The sequence below is a fragment of the Massilia agrisoli genome (assembly GCF_020831365.1).
Taxonomy (GTDB): Bacteria; Pseudomonadota; Gammaproteobacteria; order Burkholderiales; family Burkholderiaceae_D; genus Telluria_A; species Telluria_A agrisoli.
The window spans coordinates 75058-95255 of record NZ_JAJHPV010000013.1 but is presented as its reverse complement, the minus strand read 5'-3'; the positions used below and the strand labels follow the sequence as shown (position 1 = coordinate 95255).

Sequence of the window (20198 nt, the reverse complement as noted above, 5' to 3'; positions counted from 1 at the left end):
AAAAATCGACGGGCATAACTTTTGCAGATCAGTAGTCAAACTACAGCTATGTTTAAGGCTCAACAATTATCTGTTGCCAGCATTTGCGCTTCCGCTTAGCATCGCGTCTGTTAAAAACATTCGGAGCGAAAATGTCGCAGGCAGAAATTCAAAGCGGGACGGGGAAAATGCCCCGGCAAATCCCGTTCATCGTCGCAACCGAAGGGTGCGAACGGTTCAGCTTCTACGGGATGCGGAACATCCTCACCCCGTTCCTGATCAGCACCCTGCTCCTGTTCATGCCGGAGCCGGAACGCGCGGGCGAAGCCAAGCATGTGTTCCACACCTTCGTGATCGGCGTGTACTTCTTCCCGCTGCTCGGCGGCTGGCTGGCCGACCGCTTCTTCGGCAAATACGACACCATTTTCTGGCTCAGCCTTGTCTACTGCGCGGGCCACGCCTGCCTGGCGATCTGGGACGACAACCTGAATGGCTTCTATTTCGGCTTGTTCCTGATTGCGCTCGGTTCGGGCGGCATCAAGCCGTTGATCTCCTCGTTTGTCGGCGACCAGTTCGACCAGACCAACAAGGGCAAGGCGAAGATCGTGTTCGATGCGTTCTACTGGATGATCAACTTCGGCTCGTTCTTCGCCTCGCTGCTGATGCCAATCTTCCTGAAAGACTTCGGCCCGTCGATCGCGTTCGGCATCCCCGGCATCCTCATGTTCATCGCCACGATGGTGTTCTGGTCGGGCCGTAAAAAGTACGTCAACGTACCGCCGGCGCCAGCAGATCCGAATTCGTTCACCCGTGTGGCGCGCACCGCCCTGCTTGCCGCAAAGCCGGGGCAGTCGCGTCCCGGCCTGGTTGTCGCAGGCATCGCTGCAGTCGGCGCCCTCGCTGCACTCGCCATGAGCCCGCAGTGGGGCTTTGTCATCGCCGCGTGTACCGCGGTAGTGCTGCTGCTGGCAGGTGGCGGCATCGGCACCTCGATGCAGCTCGAGCGGGCGCGCGGCATTCACCCTGACGAAGCGGTCGACGGCGTGCGCGCAGTGCTGCGCATCCTGATCGTGTTCGGCCTGTCGACGCCGTTCTGGTCCCTGTTTGACCAGAAGGCCTCCACCTGGATCGTACAGGCCCAGTCGATGGTGCCGACGGTGGCCGCATTCGGCACGGAGTTCACCATTTTGCCTGCGCAGATGCAGGCGTTGAACCCGCTGCTCGTGATGATCCTCATCCCGTTCAACAACCTGGTGCTGTATCCGCTGATCCGCAAGGTTGGTATCGAACCGACCGCGCTGCGCCGCATGACGGTAGGTATCGTGTTCTCGGCGCTGTCATGGATCGTGATCGGCATGATCCAGGTTGCGATGGACGGCGGCGAGCCGATGTCGATGGCGTGGCAAATCCTGCCATACGCGCTGCTCACATTCGGCGAGGTGCTCGTCTCTGCGACCGGGCTTGAATTCGCCTACAGCCAGGCCCCGGCCTCGATGAAGGGCGTGATCATGGCGTTCTGGTTCCTCGCCACCACCGTCGGCAGCCTGTGGGTCCTGATCGTCAACCAGGCGGTCAAGAACGAAGCTGTCCTCGCGCAGATTGCAAACAGCGGGGTCGGCGTGATGGCCTTCCAGATGTTCTTCTTTGCCGCCTTCGCGTTTGCGGCAGCCATTGCATTCGGCCTGTACGCCATGCGCTACCGCATGGTCGACAACTACCGCGTCGACACCAAGGTCGCCACGGCCTGATCCAAACCGCCCCTCCCGTCCTGGGAGGGGCATTTAAATCCACGTAGTAAAGCTACAAAGATTGCGCTACCATGGAGGAAGCAGGACGCCTTGCGTCCATACAGCCTGTAATTTTATAACAACCATTCTTCGAGACAGCCATGCGCCCCATCTCCCGCCAAGTCCTAGTCCGATTGTCCCTCGCCGGTACCGCTGCCTGCGTTTCCGGCGCAGTACATGCCGCCGCACCGATCGAGGCGTGCGACGCGCCCTCATTCCAGACCGTGGTCCAGGCTGCGCCATCACAGTACGATGCGCGCGCGGTGTGGCTTAACGCAGGCCTGGTCAAGTGGCCGGGCGCCGATGCAGCCGGCAGCTTTAAGCTCTACCACTCACCCACAGCCGCGATCAGCGCAATGAAGGGCGCGAAGGTAAGCGGCGCGGCAGGCGCGCTGACGCTGGCCGTATTCAAAGGCAGCGTTCCAGCGGCAGCCAGCAGCCGGTTCAAGTATGTAGCGCAGGGTCCGGTGCTCGCGGTAGCGAAAAAAGACATGGCGGCACTGCCCGGACTGCACCGCCAGCAGCTGGTGCTGGTGCATGAAGCGGCTGACGGCACGGTTATCGCCGCTACCCGCATCCAGTCCGCCGGCGCACTGGATGAACTGTATGCCGCCGCCGCGAAGGTGGGCGACCTCGGCGCGACCGTTGGCAAGGGCCGCACATCCTTCAAGCTGTGGGCGCCGACTGCACGCGATGTATCGGTCTGCACCTTCGACAATGGCAGCGCGCGCGCGACCGCCATCGTACAAATGAAGCGCGATGCAAAAAGCGGCGTGTGGAGTGCGTCGAAGCCAGCCGACATGAGCGGCAAATACTACAAGTACGCGGTGGACGTGGTCGTCGACGGGGTGGGAGTTGTCCGCAACATGGTCACCGACCCGTACTCGGTCAGCCTGACCACCGACTCGAAGCGCAGCTACATCGCCGACCTGTCGGCGCCAGGGCTCAAGCCAAAGGGCTGGGACAGCCACAAGGCACCGGCAACGGTGAAGGCGCAGACCGACATGGCGATCTACGAACTGCATGTGCGCGACTTCTCGATCAACGACGACAGCGTGAGTGCCGCCAACCGCGGCAAGTACGCCGCGTTCGGCGAGTTCAAATCAAACGGCATGAAGCACCTGGCTGCCCTCGCGCGCTCCGGGATGACCGACGTGCACCTGCTGCCGGTGTATGACATCGGCAGCGTGCCCGAGCAAGGATGCGCGCAGCCTGCGCCTACGGGCGCACCGGACAGCGATGCGCAGCAGGCGCTGGTCCAGAAGACGGCGGAAACCGATTGCTTCAACTGGGGCTACGACCCGTACCACTACAGCGCGCCGGAAGGCAGCTTCGCCAGCGACCCGGCTGACGGCGCAAAGCGCATCATCGAGTTCCGCGACATGGTCATGAACCTGCACCGCACTGGCCTGCGCGTCGGCATGGACGTCGTCTACAACCACACCTTCGCTTCGGGCCAGAAAGAAAAGTCGGTGCTCGACCGGATCGTGCCAGGCTACTACCACCGCCTGAACGCCACCGGCGGCGTCGAGCAGTCCACCTGCTGCGACAACACCGCAACTGAAAACCTCATGATGGGCAAGCTGATGGTCGACTCGGCCGAGCTGTGGACGCGGGAATACAAGATCGATTCGTTCCGCTTCGACCTGATGGGCCACCAGCCACGCTCGGTAATGGAACAGCTGCAGAAGCGCGTCGACAAGGCCGCGGGCCGGCATGTTCAACTGATCGGCGAAGGCTGGAATTTCGGCGAAGTGGCGGACGGCGCGCGCTTTGTGCAGGCGTCGCAGCTCTCCCTTAACGGCAGCGGCATCGGCACGTTCAGCGATCGTGCGCGCGACCACGTGCGCGGCGGCTCGGCCGGCGACTCGGGCGACAAGATGCTCAAGCTGCAGGGCTATATCAACGGCCTGGTGTACGACCCGAACGCCACGACCGAGAAACGCCCGGCAACGGACCTGTTGAACAGCGCAGACATGGTTCGCGTTGGCCTGGCTGGATCGCTGCGCACTTACCCGCTCACGACCTACAAAGGCGAGAAGAAGACGCTTCAGGAAATCGACTACGGCGGCCAGCCTGCAGGCTACGCCAGCCAGCCTGGCGAAGCGGTCAACTACGTCGAGAACCACGATAACCACACGCTGTACGACATCAACGTCTTCAAGCTGCCGGTAGCGACCAGTACCGAAGACCGCGCGCGCGTGCAAATGCTGGGCGCCGCCATCAACGCCTTCAGCCAGGGCGTGGCGTACTACCACGCCGGCATCGACACGCTGCGCTCGAAGTCGCTCGACCGGAACAGCTTCAACTCCGGCGACTGGTTCAACCGCATCGACTGGACTTACCAGGACAACTACTTTGGTACCGGCCTGCCGCGCGCGGAAGACAACGGCAAGGACTACGCGCTGCTCAAGCCGCTGCTGGCTAACGCCGCGCTCAAGCCATCGCCGGCGGACATCGCCTACGCGCGCGACGTCTTCCGCGACCTGCTTGCGATCCGCGCCAGCAGCACGCTGTTCCGCCTGCGCACGGCGGACGACATCAAGCAGCGCCTGCGCTTCTTCAACACCGGCCCGCAGCAGGAACCGACTGTCATCGCCGCGCACATTGACGGCAAAGGCTACGCGGGTGCGAACTTCAAGGGTGTGAGCTACTTCATCAACGTCGACAAAGTGGCCCATAAGGTGACCGTGGCTGAAGCCAAGGGCAAAGCCCTGCGCATCCACCCGGCGCACAAGTCGGACAAGCGCGTGGCGGAAGCGAGCTACGACAGCGCCACCGGCACCTTCAGCGTTCCGGCCCGAAGCGCAGTCGTCTTCGTAGAGTAAGCATCAACGCCAGCACAGCGATCAGCGGCAATACCCAGGCGCCGGCAACGTCCATCGTCCACAGGGTAGCGCCGCTGACAGCAGTCCATAACAGGGGAACGGGCCAAAGCGCCCAGTGAACACGCGCTGACAGCCCTAGAACCACAAGCGTGACTGCGACAGTGGGGTCGGGCGCGATGCCGAACATTTCGGCCTGCTGCCACGGGCGTCCGCTGGCCAGCGCCAGCAGCGGGTAGCCGAACAATGTCCCTATCAGGAGGCCGAAAGCAAAGCGGTCGTACGTGGCCATTAGTCTCCCAACGAACACCAACAGCACTCCCTGGATTGCGAAGCCCGCCGCGAAATACGGCGCAGCCGTATTGATCGTCGCGTATCGCTCGGCATGGAACGCCCATGCTACCCAGATCCAGCACAGTCCCATTACGACCGGCGCTATGCGTCCGCCGCGCCACGCCAAAATCACCAGCGCAATGCCCATGGCGGCAGCTAGCAAGTGCATCGGCCACACGTCCAGGTTATACAGCTCGATGAGCCGGTAGTAGGTCCGCGCCGAAAACATCAGGAAGTCGGACAGCGTGTACGTCGCCCACGCGCTCACAGCAGGCGTCCGATGTGAGCGCTGATAAGGTTGCGCATTGCCGCATCCGGCATGGGCCCTGCTCCCGCAGCCATGTTCTCCCGCACATGCGCCACCTGCGACGTAGCCGGGATCGCGCAGGTGATATCAGGATGCGACACGATGAACTTGAGCAGCACCTGTGCCCAGCTGGTGCAGCGGATCTCCGCTGCCCATGCCGGCAAGGGATGGCGCCGCAGTGCCTCGGTCAACTCGCCCTGCCGGAACGGCCGGTTGGCGATCACGGCGATCTTGCGTTCTCGCGCCAGCGGCAGGATGCGACGCTCCACCTCACGGTCGAGCGCGTTGTACGTCACCTGGACAAAATCGATCGGCTGGCTGGCCATGATCTTGAGGATGTCGGCGTGGCGCCGCCCCTCCGAAGTGGTGATGCCGACATAACGTAACTGGCCGGCTTTCTTCATCGCGAACAGCATGGGCAGATGCTGTTCCCACGCGAGCAGGTTATGCACCTGTAGCAGGTCGAACCTGGGCACATGCCATTTGCGGCGCGAATCAGCGATCTGCTCCGGACCATTCGAACTGGTCCACACTTTGTCGGCCGAGAACAGCTGCGATGGATTGCCCAGCTTTTGCAAGCCATCGCCGATCACATCCTGCGCCGACCCGTACATCGGGGACGAATCGATCATCCTTCCGCCCGCTGCAAAGAACTGGCGCATGACGGCCGCGCATTCCGCGCGCGCGGCAGCGTCATTGCCGACGTTGAAGGTAATCCAGCTGCCAAGGCCGATCACGGGCATGGCCTCGCCCGACGATGGAATGCGATGCGTCAGCAGTGGTGCTGGCGCAGTAGCGCGCAGGGGCATCGCCGCAGCGCCACCCAAAGCCAGCAACGACTGCAGGACCTGGCGCCGACCTGGGGAAAGCGTTTGTCGCATCTGATATGCCTTCAGGGTCGCGGAGGTGCAATACCCGCGTTATCCGCATGACACCACAAATCAGTCGGGCGTTCAAGGACGCCACGTTCTTCTCCACAAATGGAGGCAATACGGCTTTATGAACTCACATCATGAGTAGGGCACCGAATTGTGCAATACTCATCATAAGCAGACATCAATCGAAAGTTCTAAGCGACAGGACTCGTCCAAATGGCCCGCGACAATATCAGTGACATCCTCGTTTTTATCGCAGTGGCCAGGGAGCGCAGCTTCACCCGCGCTGCAGCCAGGCTCGGCGTGACGCAATCATCACTCAGCCACACCATCCGGGCGCTCGAAACCCGGCTGGGCGTCCGGCTGCTCACGCGGACCACCCGCAGCGTCTCGCCCACCGAGGCCGGCGAGCGCTTGATGCAGAATGTAGCGCCCCGCTTTGAAGAAATTGAAGCCGAAATCGCAGCCGTCAGCGACATGGGCGATAAGCCCGTTGGTACCGTCAGGATCACGGCCATCGACCACGTCATCGACAGCGTCCTGTGGCCCCGCCTGGCGCCTCTGCTGCCGCAATATCCGGACCTGCGGGTGGAGATCAATTCGGACTACCGCATGGTGGACATCGCGGCGGAACGCTATGACATCGGCGTGCGCTACGGCGACCAGGTCGACAAGGATATGGTCGCAGTGCGCCTTACAGCCGACGTCCCGATCAGCATCGTCGGCTCGCCTGCCTATTTCGAGCACAGGCCGATTCCGTCTTCGGCGCAAGACCTCATGAAGCACAATTGCATCACGCTGCGCCTGGCAAGCAGCGGCGGGATCTACGCGTGGGAGCTCCAGGACGAGGGACGTGAAATGGAAGTGCGTGTTCGCGGACAGGCGGTGTTCACCAGCGCTTACCAGATGCTCCATGCGGCGCTCGATGGCGCCGGCCTCGCCTTCATCCCGCAAGACATGACGGCGCCTTATGTGCGTCAAGGACGCCTGGTGAGCGTGATGGAAAATTGGTGCCCGACTTTCCCGGGGCTGCATGCTTACTATCCGAGCCGCCGCAACTCATCGCGGGCACTTGGACTCGTGATTGACGCGATCAGGTACAAGGCCTGAACTGCAATCGGGGTCACGCGATGACCCCGATTTCCTGGAACGTGTCAGACGTCAGTGTGCGAGATAAGCAGGCGCTTGTTCTCTGCTTCGCCCGCGGTCTCGCCGCCTTGCGCGCCGAGCGAGATGCCAACCGAGATGATATCGATGAGCAGCAGCTGGAGAATGCGCGAGATCATCGACAAGAAGGTCGTGCTGTCTTCGCTGTGGTCCACAGCCAGGCAGATCGTCGCCTTCTTCGCCAGCGGCGACTTGCTGCTGGTGATGGCGATGACATCCGCACCCGCCGCGCGCGCCGCATCGACTGCCGCCAGCAACTCAGGAAGCTTGCCCGATGTGGAAATCGCGATCACGACGTCGCCCGGCTTCAGCAGCTCCGCGGCCAGTGTGAACAAGTGCGAGTCGCCATACGACGATGTCGGAATCCGGAAGCGGAAGAACTTGTGCTGGCCATCGAGCGCCACCACGCGTGAATTCCCCATTGCGTAAAACTCGACCTTGTTCGCCTTGCGCAGCAGGTGAATGGCGCGGTCGATCGACACCACGTCGAGCTGGTCGCGGAACTTTAAAATCGCCGACACCGTATTGTCGATGACCTTCGCGGACAGGTCGTGCGTGCTGTCCGAACGGCGCACCTGGCTGTGGCGCACCGGGATCGTACCCGTCAGGCTGCTGGCGAATTTCAGCTTGAAGTCGGCCAGGCCGAGGAAGCCGAGCGAACGGCAGAAGCGGATGACGGTCGGCTGGCTGACGTCGGCCAGGCGGGCGATCTCCGCGATCGGCTCGTTGAGCACCTTGCGCGGATGCTCAAGCACCAGGGTTGCCACGCGCTGTTCGGCTGGCGACAGTTCATGCTGCAGGTGCTGCACGCGCTCCATTAAGGTGTTCGCGCCGCTGCGTCCGCGCAGGTGTTCGGACAAGATCGTCGCGACGCCATAGAACGCAGGGTTAGGCGTCATGATCACGTAGGTCGGGATCTGCGCGAGGTAGTCGGTAAAGCGGCCCTTGGCTTCAAAGCGCGCGCGGAACGGAGACTTGGCGAACCATTCGGCCATGCGCGGCACGATGCCGCCGCCGATGAAAACGCCGCCGAAAGCGCCCAGCGTCACCGCCAGGTTGGCTGCAGCGCCGCCCAGCATGCCGCTGAAGCACTCAAGCACCTCGATGCACAGCGCGTCGTTCTGCTCCAGCGCGCCGCTGATGATCTCTGGCGATGTGCGTGGCGTGACGTCCATGCCGTTGCGTTGTGCGAGCGCGCGGTAGATGATCTCCATGCCCGGACCGGAGATCAGGCGTTCGTTCGAGACGTGCGACCACTCCTTCCACGCAAACTGCAGGATCGCGAATTCGCGCTCGTCGGCCGGTGCGAAGTTGACGTGGCCGCCTTCGCTGCCCAGCGTAACGAAACCGTCGAGGGTCGGGATCACGCCCGACACGCCAAGGCCGGTGCCAGGTCCGAGCACGCCGATGACGGCGTTATCGGCAGGCGTGCCGCCACCGACCTGCATCACATCGTCGCCCGATAAGCCGGGCAGCGACATCGCCAGCGCGGTGAAGTCGTTCACGATCAACAGCGTGTTCAGGCCAAGCTCGCGCCGCACTTCGTCGGTGGAGAACTGCCAGTCGCGGTTGGTCATCCGGATCAGGTCACCGCTGATCGGATTGGCCAATGCGAATGCCGCATGGTTGATGCGGGTGCCGGCGTGGTCGGCCAGATAGGAATGCAGCAGCGGCACGATGCCGGCGAAATCGTCGCACTTGAGCACGCTTACCGCGCGCAGCACGCCGGGTGCGGTTTCCAGTGCCAGGCGCGCGTGGGTGGCGCCGATATCGGCCAGCAGTCGCGGGCCATCCGCATACGCTGTGCGGCTGTACTTCTGTTCGTTGTCGAGGTCTTTGGTCATCACTATCAGTAAAAACTGGATGCCGACTAGGATACCTCATTGTATGAAATGCACCAAAACTTGAATTTCGAAAAGCAATTCACGTTCGGGGTCAGACCCCGGGTACGCATCCGTCGATGCGAGGCGCGTTGACGCAGGCACGCGGATGCGCGCTGCGCGCTTATCCGCCTACGGTTTCATTTTGGAACAGCGGGGTCAACGTGACCCCGAAGTTCTTATTTGCCGATGAGTATGACGCCCTTGCTTGCCGTGAAGGCGACTTTTCCGCCCCTTACCACAGCGCGCTTGCCGGAGTAGTAGTCGCGCACGATCTCGCCGTCTTTGAAGACGCCGGCCACAGTGACCGGCACCGCTTTGCCGCCCGCTACGTCCAGCGCGACGACGACCTTGTCGCGCAGGTCGCCGCGCTCGAGCGTGCGCGAGAAGGTGTATGGGCCGTCCGCCAGCTTTTTGTGGACGCCGGCGCCGACCGCTGGATGCGCCTGGCGGAATGTGCCGAGCTTTGCCCAGTGACGCTGCACGTCGGCCACACGGTAGCCGTCGCGCCTGGCGTTGGCCGCGAGGTCCTTCCAGTTCATGAAGGTGCGCAGGTTGGCGTCGCCTTCCGCGCCTTCGTGCTTGAGCACCCGCGCGGTCTCGTCGCCGTAGTAGATCTGCGCCGCGCCTGGCGCAAGCAGCAGCATGTTGGCGGTCTCGTACGGCTTGGCGCGCAGCGGGTCGAACGGCTGGCCGTCGTCGTGGGAACTCATGTAGTTCAATACCGAGAACCCCTTGAGCGGGCCATTGAGCTGTTCGGAGTAGGTCGAAAATACCTTTTCGTAGCCCTGCGCCGCGTCGCTCTTCAGGCTGAAGTTGATCAGGTTGTCGAAGCCGTTGGCGAAGAAGTCGACGTAGCTGGCGCCGCCCATGTCGAATTTACGGGCATGGCCGATCGAGTAGTTGTAGACCTCCGCCGTCATGAAGAACTTGTCGTCGCCCGGCTTCTTGGCTGGATTGGCGCGCTTCCAGTCTTCGTACGCTTCGCTCGCCACCTTCTTCAGTTCGAGCCAGATTCCAGGTTCCGTGTGCTTGGCCGTGTCGCCGCGGAAGCCGTCGAAGCCGTATTTGCGAACCCAGTCCGCATGCCATTTCATCAGGTAGTAGCGCGGCGCACGCGGATAGCCGGTGCGCGCGAAGAACTCGTCGAGCTCCTTCACTTCACGCTCGTAGCGCCCTTCCTTCTTCCACTTCTCGGCCAGCTGCGGCGGCAGCGCCACCGGGTTGTTGCTGTCGGTGCGGATGTCCGGCAGGTTCTTCACCAGCGTGCACTGGATCGTGGTGACTGCATCCTTGTAGGTGCAGGTCGGGCCCGTACGCACCCATTCGTCAGGCCACACGGGGTCGAGCTCCGTCACTGGCCCAGTGTGGTTCATGACCACGTCGAGCAGTACACGGATGCCGTGCTTGTGGGCGGTGTCGACCAGCTTCCTGACATCCGCTTCGGTGCCGAGGTTGGCATCCACCTTGGTGAAGTCCTTGGCCCAGTAGCCGTGGAAGCCGTACGATTTGCCGGTGCCTTCATCAGTGCCGGCGTGGATCTGCTCAACCGGCGGCGTAATCCAGATGGCATTCACGCCCAGCTTGGTGAAGTAGCCTTCCTCGATCTTCCTGGTCACGCCGGCCAGGTCGCCGCCCTGGTAGCCGCGCATCGGCGCGCTGTCCGCCTTGCGGCCGTAGGCCAGGTCGTTGGCCTTGTCGGCGTTGTTAAAGCGGTCCGTCAACAAAAAATATACCGTCGCGTTCTCCCATAGGAAGGGCTTGCCCGAAGGTGCGGCTGCGGCAGGCTGCGCCAGTGCGCCGAGTGCCAGTGCCAGGGAAACGGCGAGTGCGGTAGTTTTCATTGATAGCGTTCCTGTTGATGTGGGTGGGGTTCAGGTAATGACAGTCGGCCCTTCACGGCCAGTGTGTGCTCGCAGTCCGGCGACGCTGTCGGCAATCGCCGCCAGTTCCGCCAGCGCTTGCTGCCTTGGTATCGCATGGTTGGCGGGGTCCGCTTCGTACCGTTCAAGGTACAGGCGTATGGTTGCGCCTTCCGTCCCGGTGCCGGACAGGCGGAACACGATGCGCGAGCCGTCCGTCATCACGATACGCACTCCCTGGTGCGAGGCGACCGACTGGTCGACCGGGTCGGTATAGATAAAGTCGTCGGCAAAATCGACGCTGTAGCTGCCGATTGCCATGCCGGCCAGTCTGGGCAGCATGGCGCGCAGATGGGTCATCATCGTGGTGGCGGCAAGCGCATCGACTGCTTCGTAGTCGTGGCGCGAGTAGTAGTTGCGGCCGAAGCGCGCCCAGTGCTCGCGGACGATGGCCTCGACCGGCTTGCCGCTGGCGGCGATCAGGTTAAGCCAGAACAGCACGGCCCATACCCCGTCTTTTTCACGGATGTGGCTCGAACCGGTGCCGTAGCTCTCCTCCCCGCACAGGGTGACCATGCCTGCGTCGAGCAGGTTGCCGAAGTACTTCCAGCCGGTCGGGGTTTCGTAGCATGGCACGCCCAGTGCCAGCGCCACCCGGTCCGCCGCCGACGACGTCGGCATCGAGCGTGCGATGCCTGCAATACCGTCGCGGTAGCCCGGCGCCACGCGCGCGTTGGCGGCGATGATGGCAAGGCTGTCCGACGGCGTTACCGCAATGCCCCGCCCGACGATCATGTTACGGTCAGCATCGCCATCCGAGGCGGCGCCGAAATCAGGCGCATTGGGGCCATCCATCAGCGCGATCAGCTCAGCGGCGTTGACCGGGTTCGGGTCGGGGTGGTGGCCGCCGAAGTCTTCCAGCGGGACGCCGTTGATGACCGTGCCCGCCGGCGCGCCAAGCATGCCTTCAATGATGGTGCGTGCATACGGGCCGGAGACCGCGCCCATGCCGTCGAAGCACATGCGAAAGCCGCTGGCGAACAATGCCCGGATCGCGTCGAAATCGAACAGCTCCTGCATCAGTTGGGCGTAGTCGGCGACCGGGTCGATCACTTCGACTTCCATCTGCTCGATGCGCACAACCCCGGGCCGGTCCAGGTCCACCGGCCCCGCGTCGCTGATGCTGTAGGCGTCCAGGACCAGGGTATTGCTGTAGATGGCTTCGGTGATGCGCTCGGGTGCAGGCCCGCCGTTGCTGCTGTTGTACTTGATGCCGAAGTCGCCGTGCGGGCCGCCGGGGTTGTGGCTGGCCGAAAGGACGATGCCGCCGAAAGCGCCGTACTTGCGCACCACGCAGCTCAGCGCGGGCGTCGACAATATGCCGCCCTGCCCGACCAATACCTTACCGACGCCGTGCGCGGCGGCCATGCGCAGGATGACCTGGATAGCCTGGCGGTTGAAGTAGCGCCCGTCGCCGCCCACAACCAGGGTCTGGCCGGCGAAGTCGACGAGGGTGTTGAAGATGGCCTGTACGAAGTTCTCAAGGTAGCCAGGTTGCTGGAACTCGGCTACCTTCTTGCGCAGGCCGGAAGTGCCGGGCCGCTGTCCGGCAAAGGGGATCGTGCTGATCGTCTGGATGGTCATTCTTGTCGTCCTGTCGGCGTGGTCTTATGTTGGCAAGACGATACGACAGGACGAAAAATGACGGCGCATGGATAGTGGCGCTTTACTTCGCCGCCGGGGCCTTGTCGGTCACGAACAAGGTAAGGATGCCGGCGAGGACCATGCACGCGCCGCCCAGCATCAGCGTCTTGACCGTGTGGCCGCCAAAGAACTGGGTGGTCACCCATCCAAGCAGCAGGCCGCTGACGATCTGCGGGATCACGACGAAGAAGTTGAACAGGCCCATGAAGTAGCCCATGCGCTTGGCCGGCAGTGCGCCCGCCAAAATCGCGTACGGCATGGTCAGGATGCTGGCCCACGCGATGCCGACGCCGATCATCGGGTAGATCAGCGTGTACTTATCGGTGATCAGGAAGATGCTGGCGAGGCTGAGGCCACCGATGGCCAGGCAGGTGGTGTGCACGAACTTGCGGCTAGTAGCGCGCGCGAATACCGGCAGGATAAAGGCTGCCAGCGCCGACACGCCGTTGTACACGCCGAACATGATGCCGACCCAGTTACCCGCGTCCTGGTAGCCCGCCGACTGCGCGTCGGTGGTGCCCCAGACATTGTCCGCCACCGCGGTGCCGGTGTAGATCCACATCGCGAACAGCGCGATCCAGGTGAAGAACTGGACCAGCGCCAGCTGCACCATCGTCTTCGGCATCTTGGCAAAGCCGCCGAGGATCTCGGTGATGGCGTTGCCGAGGCCACCGGAGGCCTTGCGCTCGGCGCGGAACTGCGCCAGGTCTTCAGGCGGCGCTTCCTTGGCCGTGAAGACGGTCCACATCACGGACAGCAGGTAGACCAGCGCGCCGATGTAGAACGAGTAGCGCACGGTATCCGGGATCATGCCGTCGACCGGCACGTTACTGACCGCGAAGTAGTCGGAGAAGATCGTCGGCAGCAGCGAGGCCACAACCGCGCCGCAGCCGATGAAGAAGGTCTGCATCGCAAAGCCGGCGGTCTGCTGGCTGGTATCGAGCTTGTCGCCGACGAAGGCGCGGAACGGCTCCATCGACACGTTGATCGCGGCGTCCATCATCCACAGCACCGCGACGGCCATCCACAGGCTGGTCGAGTTAGGCATCATGAACAGCGCAATCGACGCGAAGATCGCGCCGAGGAAGAAGAACGGGCGGCGGCGGCCCCAGTACGGGTGCCATGTGTTGTCGCTCAGGTAGCCGATCACTGGCTGCACCAGCAGGCCGGTGACCGGCGCGGCGAGCCAGAACAGCGGCAGGTCGTCCGGCGAGGCGCCGAGCGTCGAGAAAATGCGGCTGGTATTGGCGTTTTGCAGCGCGAAGCCGAACTGGATGCCGAAAAAGCCGAAGCTCATGTTCCACAGCTGCCAGAAGCTCAGGCGCGGCTTGAGCGTTGATAGTTCCATCTTCATTACGTTGTCCCCAAATAGACCTGCCCAGTTCCGGGCCTTTGATTCGATTGCCGACCACCTGCTTGCCGCGAGCGATGCCACCTTACCTTGCCGCTGCATCATATCCGATCATGTGTTGCAGAAAACACGCGTCCGGATCATTCCGGCGCCAATTGCAACGGCACAATGCGTACTGAAGATCGGTTCGGCCTGACAGGAAATGTGGATGGGCGGGGTGGCGGGTATTTGTAGCAAAATAACATGGCGATTTCTAAGTGTCAATCCAATCTGCTTCATAGTAGAATGACCAGAGAATGACAATAAAAAGTTTCTTTTTGTAGTCAAATAACAAAATATAGATGGGGACAACATGCTTGACATGCAAAAGCGCCTGAGCAATTCCTTCTTCGCGATCATTGGCCTGCCGTCAACGGCCATGGGTTTCGCCCTGTGCATCCAGATCTCGGCGCTCAGCTGGCTGCTCAGTACCAAGTACAACCTGGCGATCCATGAAATCGGCATCGTCTGGGCCGCAGGCCCGCTGGCCGGCATTCTCGGCCAGGTCATCATCGGCTTCATCAGCGACAAGACATGGTTCTGGGGAGGGCGCCGCCGGCCCTTCATCATGATCGGCGGCGCGCTGGCCGCGCTGATGGTGTTCCTGCTGCCGCGCATCGACATGGTCAGCGAGGTGCTTGGCATCGGCAACCTGCTGGTGGTCGCTGTCATCGTCGCGCTGACCCTCGACCTGTCGATCAATATCGGCTTCAATCCTACCCGCTCGCTGATCGCCGACGTCACCCCCGACGGCGAAGCGCGCACGCGCGGCTTTACCTGGATGCAGACGATCTCCGGCTTCTGGGGCGTGATGGCCTACCTGATCGGCGCCTTCATCGATAACTATGCGCTGATCTCGGTCGGCGTGGTGCTCGTGTTGGCGTTTTCGATCGTGCCGATGTTCTTTGTCGAGGAGCCTCGCGTGCTGGCCGCCCCAAGCGAAACCGCAGCGGCCACCGGCACCGAATGGGGCCAGCTGTGGCGCATCTACTTCGCCCACGGCTTCTCATGGATCGGCGTGCAGGCCATGTTCGTCTATATCATCGCCTTCATCCAGCAGCACATCGTGCCGGCCGGCGTCACTGCCGCCGAAGCCTCGGCACAGTCCGGAAAAGTGATCGCGATCTCGTTCGCGGTGATGAACGTGGTCGGCTTCGTACTGCCGGCGCTGGTGCTGGCGCCGCTGGCAGTAAAGTTCGGACGGGTGCGCACGCAGGCCGCCTGCGTCACCATCATGGCGCTGGCCTATTTCGGCATTGCCTTCATCGCGCGTACGCCATCGATGCTGTACCTGATGATGGCGCTGGTCGGCATCGGCTGGGCGGCGATCGTCAGCCTGCCGTTCGCCATCATGAGCGAGAAAGTGGACAAGAGCCGCATGGGTTACTTCATGGGCCTGTTCAACCTGTCGGTGGTGATTCCACAGCTGATGTCGACCGGGATTGGCTTCGTGCTGAACCGCTCGGCCGACAAGGGTGTGCTATTCGTGATCTGCGGTGCCTGCCTTGCGGTGTCGGGCGTGCTGTGGATGCTCGTGACTGAAAAGCAGCAGGCCGGCGCAGCCGCGCCCGCCCTCGCCGCGTCCCATTAATCACAAGAGAAAGCGAAGACGATGAAATCCCTGGTCAAGCCATTCATGCCGTTCCTCGCGGGCGCGCTGTTGTCCGCCCCCGCGATTGCCGCCGACACCGCGCCCGGCGCGCGCCCTTCCACCGCGCTTCCAGGCGTGAAGCTGCTCGCTTCCGAACTCGATATGCCCGGTCTCGACCGCAAGCGCCAGGTACGCCTCTACCTGCCGCCCGGTTATGCGACGTCGGGCAAGCGTTACCCGGTGCTGTACATGCACGATGCGCAGAACCTGTTCGACAACGCCACCTCGTACTCGGGCGAATGGAAGGTCGACGAAACGATGGATGCGCTGTCCAAGTCGGGCAAGCTTGAACTGATCGTGGTCGGCATCGACAACGGCCAGGCAAAGCGCATGACGGAACTGAACGCGTGGAGCAGCCCGCGCTTCGGCGTGGCCGAAGGCGAACAGTACATGGACTTTATCGTCAAGGTGGTCAAGCCGCTGATCGACAAGGACTACCGCACCCTGCCCGACCGCGCCAATACCGCGATCATGGGCAGCTCGATGGGCGGCCTGATCTCGCACTACGCGATCAACCAGTATCCCGATGTGTTCAGCAAGGCAGGCGTGTTCTCGCCAGCCTACTGGACCGCAATGCCGGTCTACGACTTTGTCGCGGCCAAACAGGTGCCGAAGGACGCGCGCGTCTACATGCTGATGGGTAGCGAGGAAGGCGAAGCCATGGTGCCGGACGCGCAGCGCATGGCTGCGCTGATGACGAAGACGGGCCACCCGGCCAACAACCTCACGTTCAAGGTCGTGCCGGGCGCGAAGCATAACGAAGGCTTCTGGAGCGGAGAGTTCCGCGAAGCGGTGTTGTGGATGTTTGCGAGGTAATCCGCGACCCTGTAGGGCGGATAAGGCCAAAGGCCGCATCCGCCGGTCCCGCCACCGACCAGAACGGCGGATGCGGCCTCCGGCCTTATCCGCCCTACGAAGTACGAACGATCAGCGCCCGTTCCTGTTAGGCGTCAGGACCCTTGCGGTGCGGCTTCTTGAACTTCGGGCCGCCCGGCTTCGGGCCACCTTCCTTGCGTGGACCGGCTGGCTTTTTCACCGCAGGCTTTTCGCCATCGCGCGTGATATTGAGCTGCTGGCCCGCCACCCACACCTTCTTCAGGTGCTCGATCAGGTCCGGCGACAAATCCGCAGGCAGGTCGAGCGTGCTGTAGTCGTCGTAGATTTCGATGCGGCCGATATGCCGCGACTCGATGCCAGCTTCGTTGGCGATCGCGCCGACGATATTGCCCGGCTTGACGCCATGCGCGTGGCCGACTTCGATGCGGAAGCTGCCCATGCCCTCTTCCTGCGGACGTGCCACACGCTCACGGTCACGCTTGAACGGCGCTGCCGCCGAAGGCGAATCGGAGCGCGGTGCGCGTGGCGACGACTGCTGCTCTTCCTTCCAGGCCGCAGGTGCGCGGTCCTGCTTTTCCAGCAGCAGCGGGATATCGCCGCGCGCCAGCTTGGCCAGCGCCGCCGCGATTTCGATCGCCGGCACATTCTGCTCGCTCTCGTACTCTTCGATCAGCGAACGGAACACGTCCAGGCCGCCAGCTGCCAGCGTTTCCGCGATCTGGTCCTTGAACTTCGCGATACGCACGTCGTTGACGGCCTTGATGGTTGGCAGCGTCATCAAGGTCACCGGCTGGCGCGTCGCGCGTTCGATCGCCTTCAGCAAGCCGCGCTCGCGCGGGGTGATGAACAAAATCGCTTCGCCGCTGCGGCCAGCGCGGCCGGTACGGCCGATGCGGTGGGTGTAGCTTTCAGGGTCCGACGGCACGTCGTAGTTGATCACGTGGCTGATGCGCTCGACGTCCAGACCGCGCGCGGCGACATCGGTCGCCACCAGGATGTCGATCTTGCCCTGCTTAAGCTGCTCGATGGTGCGCTCGCGCTGCGTTTGCTGCATGTCGCCGTTGATGGCGGTGGCGGCGAAGCCGCGCGCCTGCAGCTTGGTCGCCAGTTCTTCAGTACCGAGCTTGGTGCGCGCGAAGATGATCATGCCGTCGAACGGCTCGGCTTCCAGGATGCGGGTCAGCGCTTCGAGCTTCTGCATGCCGCTTACCAGCCAGTAGCGCTGGGTGATGTTTTCGGCGGTGCCGGTCTTGGCGGCCACGGTCACTTCGGCGGCGTCGCGCAGGTAGGTCTTGGCGATGCGCTTGATCGGCGGCGGCATGGTGGCCGAGAACAGCGCGGTCTGGCGCGATTCAGGGGTCTTTTGCAGGATCTGTTCGACGTCGTCGATAAAGCCCATGCGCAGCATCTCGTCGGCCTCGTCGAGCACCAGCGTTTTCAGCTTCGACAGGTCGAGCGAGCCTTTTTCAAGATGGTCGATGACGCGGCCCGGGGTGCCGACGACAACGTGCACGCCGCGGCGCAAGGCCGACAGCTGCGGGCCGTAGCTCTGGCCGCCGTAGATCGGCAGGACGTGGAAGTCCTTGATGTGGGTGGCGTACTTCTGGAACGCCTCGGCGACCTGGATCGCCAGTTCGCGGGTCGGCGCCAGCACCAGCGCCTGCGGCGTCTGCTGCTTGATGTCGATGCGCGACAGGATAGGCAGCGCGAACGCCGCGGTTTTACCGGTACCGGTCTGGGCCTGTCCGAGCACGTCGCGATTGGCCAGCAGCAGCGGGATGGTGGCGGCCTGGATCGGCGATGGCGTTTCGTAGCCAACCTCTTTCATGACCTTGAGGACGGCGGTCGAAAGGTTCAGGTCGGAAAACAACGGAAGGGGGGTGTCGGACATTGGAGGTACTCGCTAAATGGTGCTAAACCTCCAGTTTACTCTGTTGTAAGGTTGGGCGGGGCGCAAACTGGATGAATGGGTGCTCATTGGCAAGCTATTTGCATGCAAATGCTGGCTAATGCAACAGTATGCAGGCGGATGCGGCCCCTGGCCTTATCCGCCCTGCTCCGTCAGCGCTTGCCTGCCGCCTTCACCGCGTCAACAAACTCCGCATGCGCCGGCATCACGTTCACGCATTTCTTGATGACGGACGAAGTTTCTTCCAGGTACGCAGCCACTTCCCGCTCGTCGATCAGCTCCACCAGCGGATGATGGCGGCGCGGCTTCAGGCCCTGCCCATGCATCACCTGCAGCCAGCCCACTTCCGAGAACAGTTCGTTATTGTCGCGGATGATACGCCCGTGCGCCTGGTACAGTTCCATCTTGCGGCGCAAGGTTTCCGGGATCTCCATCGTGCGGCAGTAGTCCCAGAACGGCGTGTCGTTGCGCGTCGTCGCGTGGTAGTGCAGGATCAGGAAGTCGCGGATGCGCTCGACTTCGAAGTCCGACTGGCGATTGAACTCGTCGATATCGGCCTGGTCCAACCCTTCATCAGGGAAGAAGGTGATCAGGCGCGCCACTGCGCTCTGGATCAGGTGGATGCTGGTCGATTCGAGCGGCTCCATAAAGCCGGACGACAGACCTACCGCAACCACGTTCTTGTTCCAGGTTTTCTTGCGCTTGCCAGCAGCAAAGCGCAGCAGCTTCGGCTCGGCCAGCGCCGCGCCGTCGAGGCTGGACATCAGGATCGACGCCGCTTCGTCGTCGCTCATGAACTTGCTGGAGAACACGTGCCCGTTGCCGGTGCGGTGCTGCAGGCCGATGCGCCACTGCCATCCGGCCGGCCGCGCGGTGGCGCGGGTGTACGGCAGCAGGTCCGGGCCCAGTTCGCACGGTACCGCATAGGCGCGGTCGCATGGCAGCCAGTGGGTCCAGTCTTCGAAGCCGGTTTTCAGCGCCTGCTCGATCAGCAGGCCGCGGAAGCCCGTGCAGTCGATAAACAGGTCGCCCGCGATCTGCTCGCCATTTTCCATGACGATGGCGGCAATACAGCCGTCCGCGCGCAGCACGGTATCGACCACCTTGCCTTCGGTGCGCGCCGCGCCATGCGCCTCGCTGAACTTGCGCAGGTAGCGCGCGTACAGGCCGGCGTCGATGTGGAAAGCGTAGGTAATTTCGGACAGGGGCGAATTGGGCATGTCCAGCGCCGGACGCATAAACTTGCTGCTGCGCGCCGCCATCCGGTTGATCGAGTACGCCTCGATGTCCGGCGCCTTGCCCTCGGCGTGCATCTTGAGCCAGTACTGGTAGAAGTCGAGCGTCTCCAGGTTGCGGCCGAAATTGCCGAAGCCGTGCATGTAGTTGTCGCCGATCTTGCCCCAGTCGACGAATTCGATGCCGAGCTTGAAGGTGGCGCGCGTTTCACGCACGAACTCGTCTTCATTAATCCCCAGCACCTCATTAAAACGGCGAATCATCGGAATCGTGGACTCGCCCACGCCTACGGTGCCGATCTCGTCCGATTCGACCACTCGGATCGCGCACTTGCTGCCAACCACCTTGGACAGGGCCGCGGCCGCCATCCAGCCGGCCGTGCCGCCGCCGACGATCACAATATTTTTCATCATGTTTCGTGCCTGATTTCGAAATCAATAAAAAAACCCCTCCCCA

The 20198-nt window shown here is 62.6% G+C and carries 13 protein-coding genes; 5 read left to right on the top strand and 8 right to left on the bottom strand.

From position 1 onward, the window contains the following. Window positions 1–167 precede the first annotated feature (167 nt). Window positions 168–1727: a POT-type proton-dependent oligopeptide transporter gene (locus LMJ30_RS09290; protein ID WP_229432072.1), complete on the top strand. Its 1560-nt coding sequence runs from the start codon at window positions 168–170 to the stop codon at window positions 1725–1727. 140 nt (window positions 1728–1867) lie between these two features. Beyond that, window positions 1868–4594 carry an alpha-1,6-glucosidase domain-containing protein gene (locus tag LMJ30_RS09285; RefSeq protein ID WP_229432071.1) on the top strand — a complete coding sequence of 909 codons (2727 nt, stop codon included), beginning with the start codon at window positions 1868–1870 and terminating at the stop codon, window positions 4592–4594. On the opposite strand, the gene LMJ30_RS09280 is transcribed toward LMJ30_RS09285, so the two are convergent. Then, window positions 4554–5192, bottom strand: a complete 639-nt coding sequence (locus LMJ30_RS09280) for a DUF6064 family protein (RefSeq protein WP_229432070.1) — start codon at window positions 5190–5192, stop codon at window positions 4554–4556. The genes LMJ30_RS09285 and LMJ30_RS09280 overlap by 41 nt on opposite strands. After that, window positions 5189–6112 (bottom strand): aldo/keto reductase, encoded by a 924-nt coding sequence (locus tag LMJ30_RS09275; RefSeq protein ID WP_229432069.1) that lies wholly within the window; start codon window positions 6110–6112, stop codon window positions 5189–5191. Before LMJ30_RS09275 ends, LMJ30_RS09280 begins: the two co-directional genes overlap by 4 nt. A gap of 210 nt (window positions 6113–6322) precedes the next feature. Between LMJ30_RS09275 and LMJ30_RS09270 the strand changes: the two genes are divergently transcribed. After that, window positions 6323–7216, top strand: a complete 894-nt coding sequence (locus tag LMJ30_RS09270; RefSeq protein WP_229432068.1) for a LysR family transcriptional regulator — start codon at window positions 6323–6325, stop codon at window positions 7214–7216. Window positions 7217–7260: 44 nt separating this feature from the next. Here the strand turns inward: LMJ30_RS09270 and LMJ30_RS09265 are convergent, their stop codons facing one another. The 4 genes from LMJ30_RS09265 to LMJ30_RS09250 all read right to left on the bottom strand — a co-directional run bounded on the left by LMJ30_RS09265 (window position 7261) and on the right by LMJ30_RS09250 (window position 14067). Continuing rightward, entirely contained in the window at window positions 7261–9117 is a 1857-nt protein-coding gene (locus tag LMJ30_RS09265; protein ID WP_229432067.1) for a glucokinase, read from the bottom strand. Window positions 9118–9332: 215 nt separating this feature from the next. Then, window positions 9333–10997, bottom strand: a complete 1665-nt coding sequence (locus LMJ30_RS09260) for an alpha-amylase family glycosyl hydrolase (RefSeq protein WP_229432066.1) — start codon at window positions 10995–10997, stop codon at window positions 9333–9335. 30 nt (window positions 10998–11027) lie between these two features. Next, the gene (locus tag LMJ30_RS09255; RefSeq protein WP_229432065.1) at window positions 11028–12659 is read right to left on the bottom strand and encodes an alpha-D-glucose phosphate-specific phosphoglucomutase; all 1632 of its coding nucleotides are present in this window, start codon (window positions 12657–12659) and stop codon (window positions 11028–11030) included. Window positions 12660–12741: 82 nt separating this feature from the next. Beyond that, window positions 12742–14067, bottom strand: a complete 1326-nt coding sequence (locus LMJ30_RS09250) for an MFS transporter (protein WP_371873009.1) — start codon at window positions 14065–14067, stop codon at window positions 12742–12744. 355 nt (window positions 14068–14422) lie between these two features. Between LMJ30_RS09250 and LMJ30_RS09245 the strand changes: the two genes are divergently transcribed. Together LMJ30_RS09245 and LMJ30_RS09240 are read left to right on the top strand one after the other, a co-directional pair. Then, window positions 14423–15700, top strand: coding sequence for an MFS transporter (locus LMJ30_RS09245; protein WP_229432063.1), 1278 nt, complete (start codon window positions 14423–14425; stop codon window positions 15698–15700). 21 nt (window positions 15701–15721) lie between these two features. Continuing rightward, window positions 15722–16576 (top strand): alpha/beta hydrolase, encoded by an 855-nt coding sequence (locus tag LMJ30_RS09240; protein ID WP_229432062.1) that lies wholly within the window; start codon window positions 15722–15724, stop codon window positions 16574–16576. Between the two features lie 127 nt (window positions 16577–16703). Here the strand turns inward: LMJ30_RS09240 and LMJ30_RS09235 are convergent, their stop codons facing one another. Beyond that, the gene (locus tag LMJ30_RS09235; protein WP_229432061.1) at window positions 16704–18488 is read right to left on the bottom strand and encodes a DEAD/DEAH box helicase; all 1785 of its coding nucleotides are present in this window, start codon (window positions 18486–18488) and stop codon (window positions 16704–16706) included. Window positions 18489–18658: 170 nt separating this feature from the next. After that, entirely contained in the window at window positions 18659–20155 is a 1497-nt protein-coding gene (locus LMJ30_RS09230; RefSeq protein WP_229432060.1) for a tryptophan halogenase family protein, read from the bottom strand. Window positions 20156–20198: the final 43 nt, after the last annotated feature.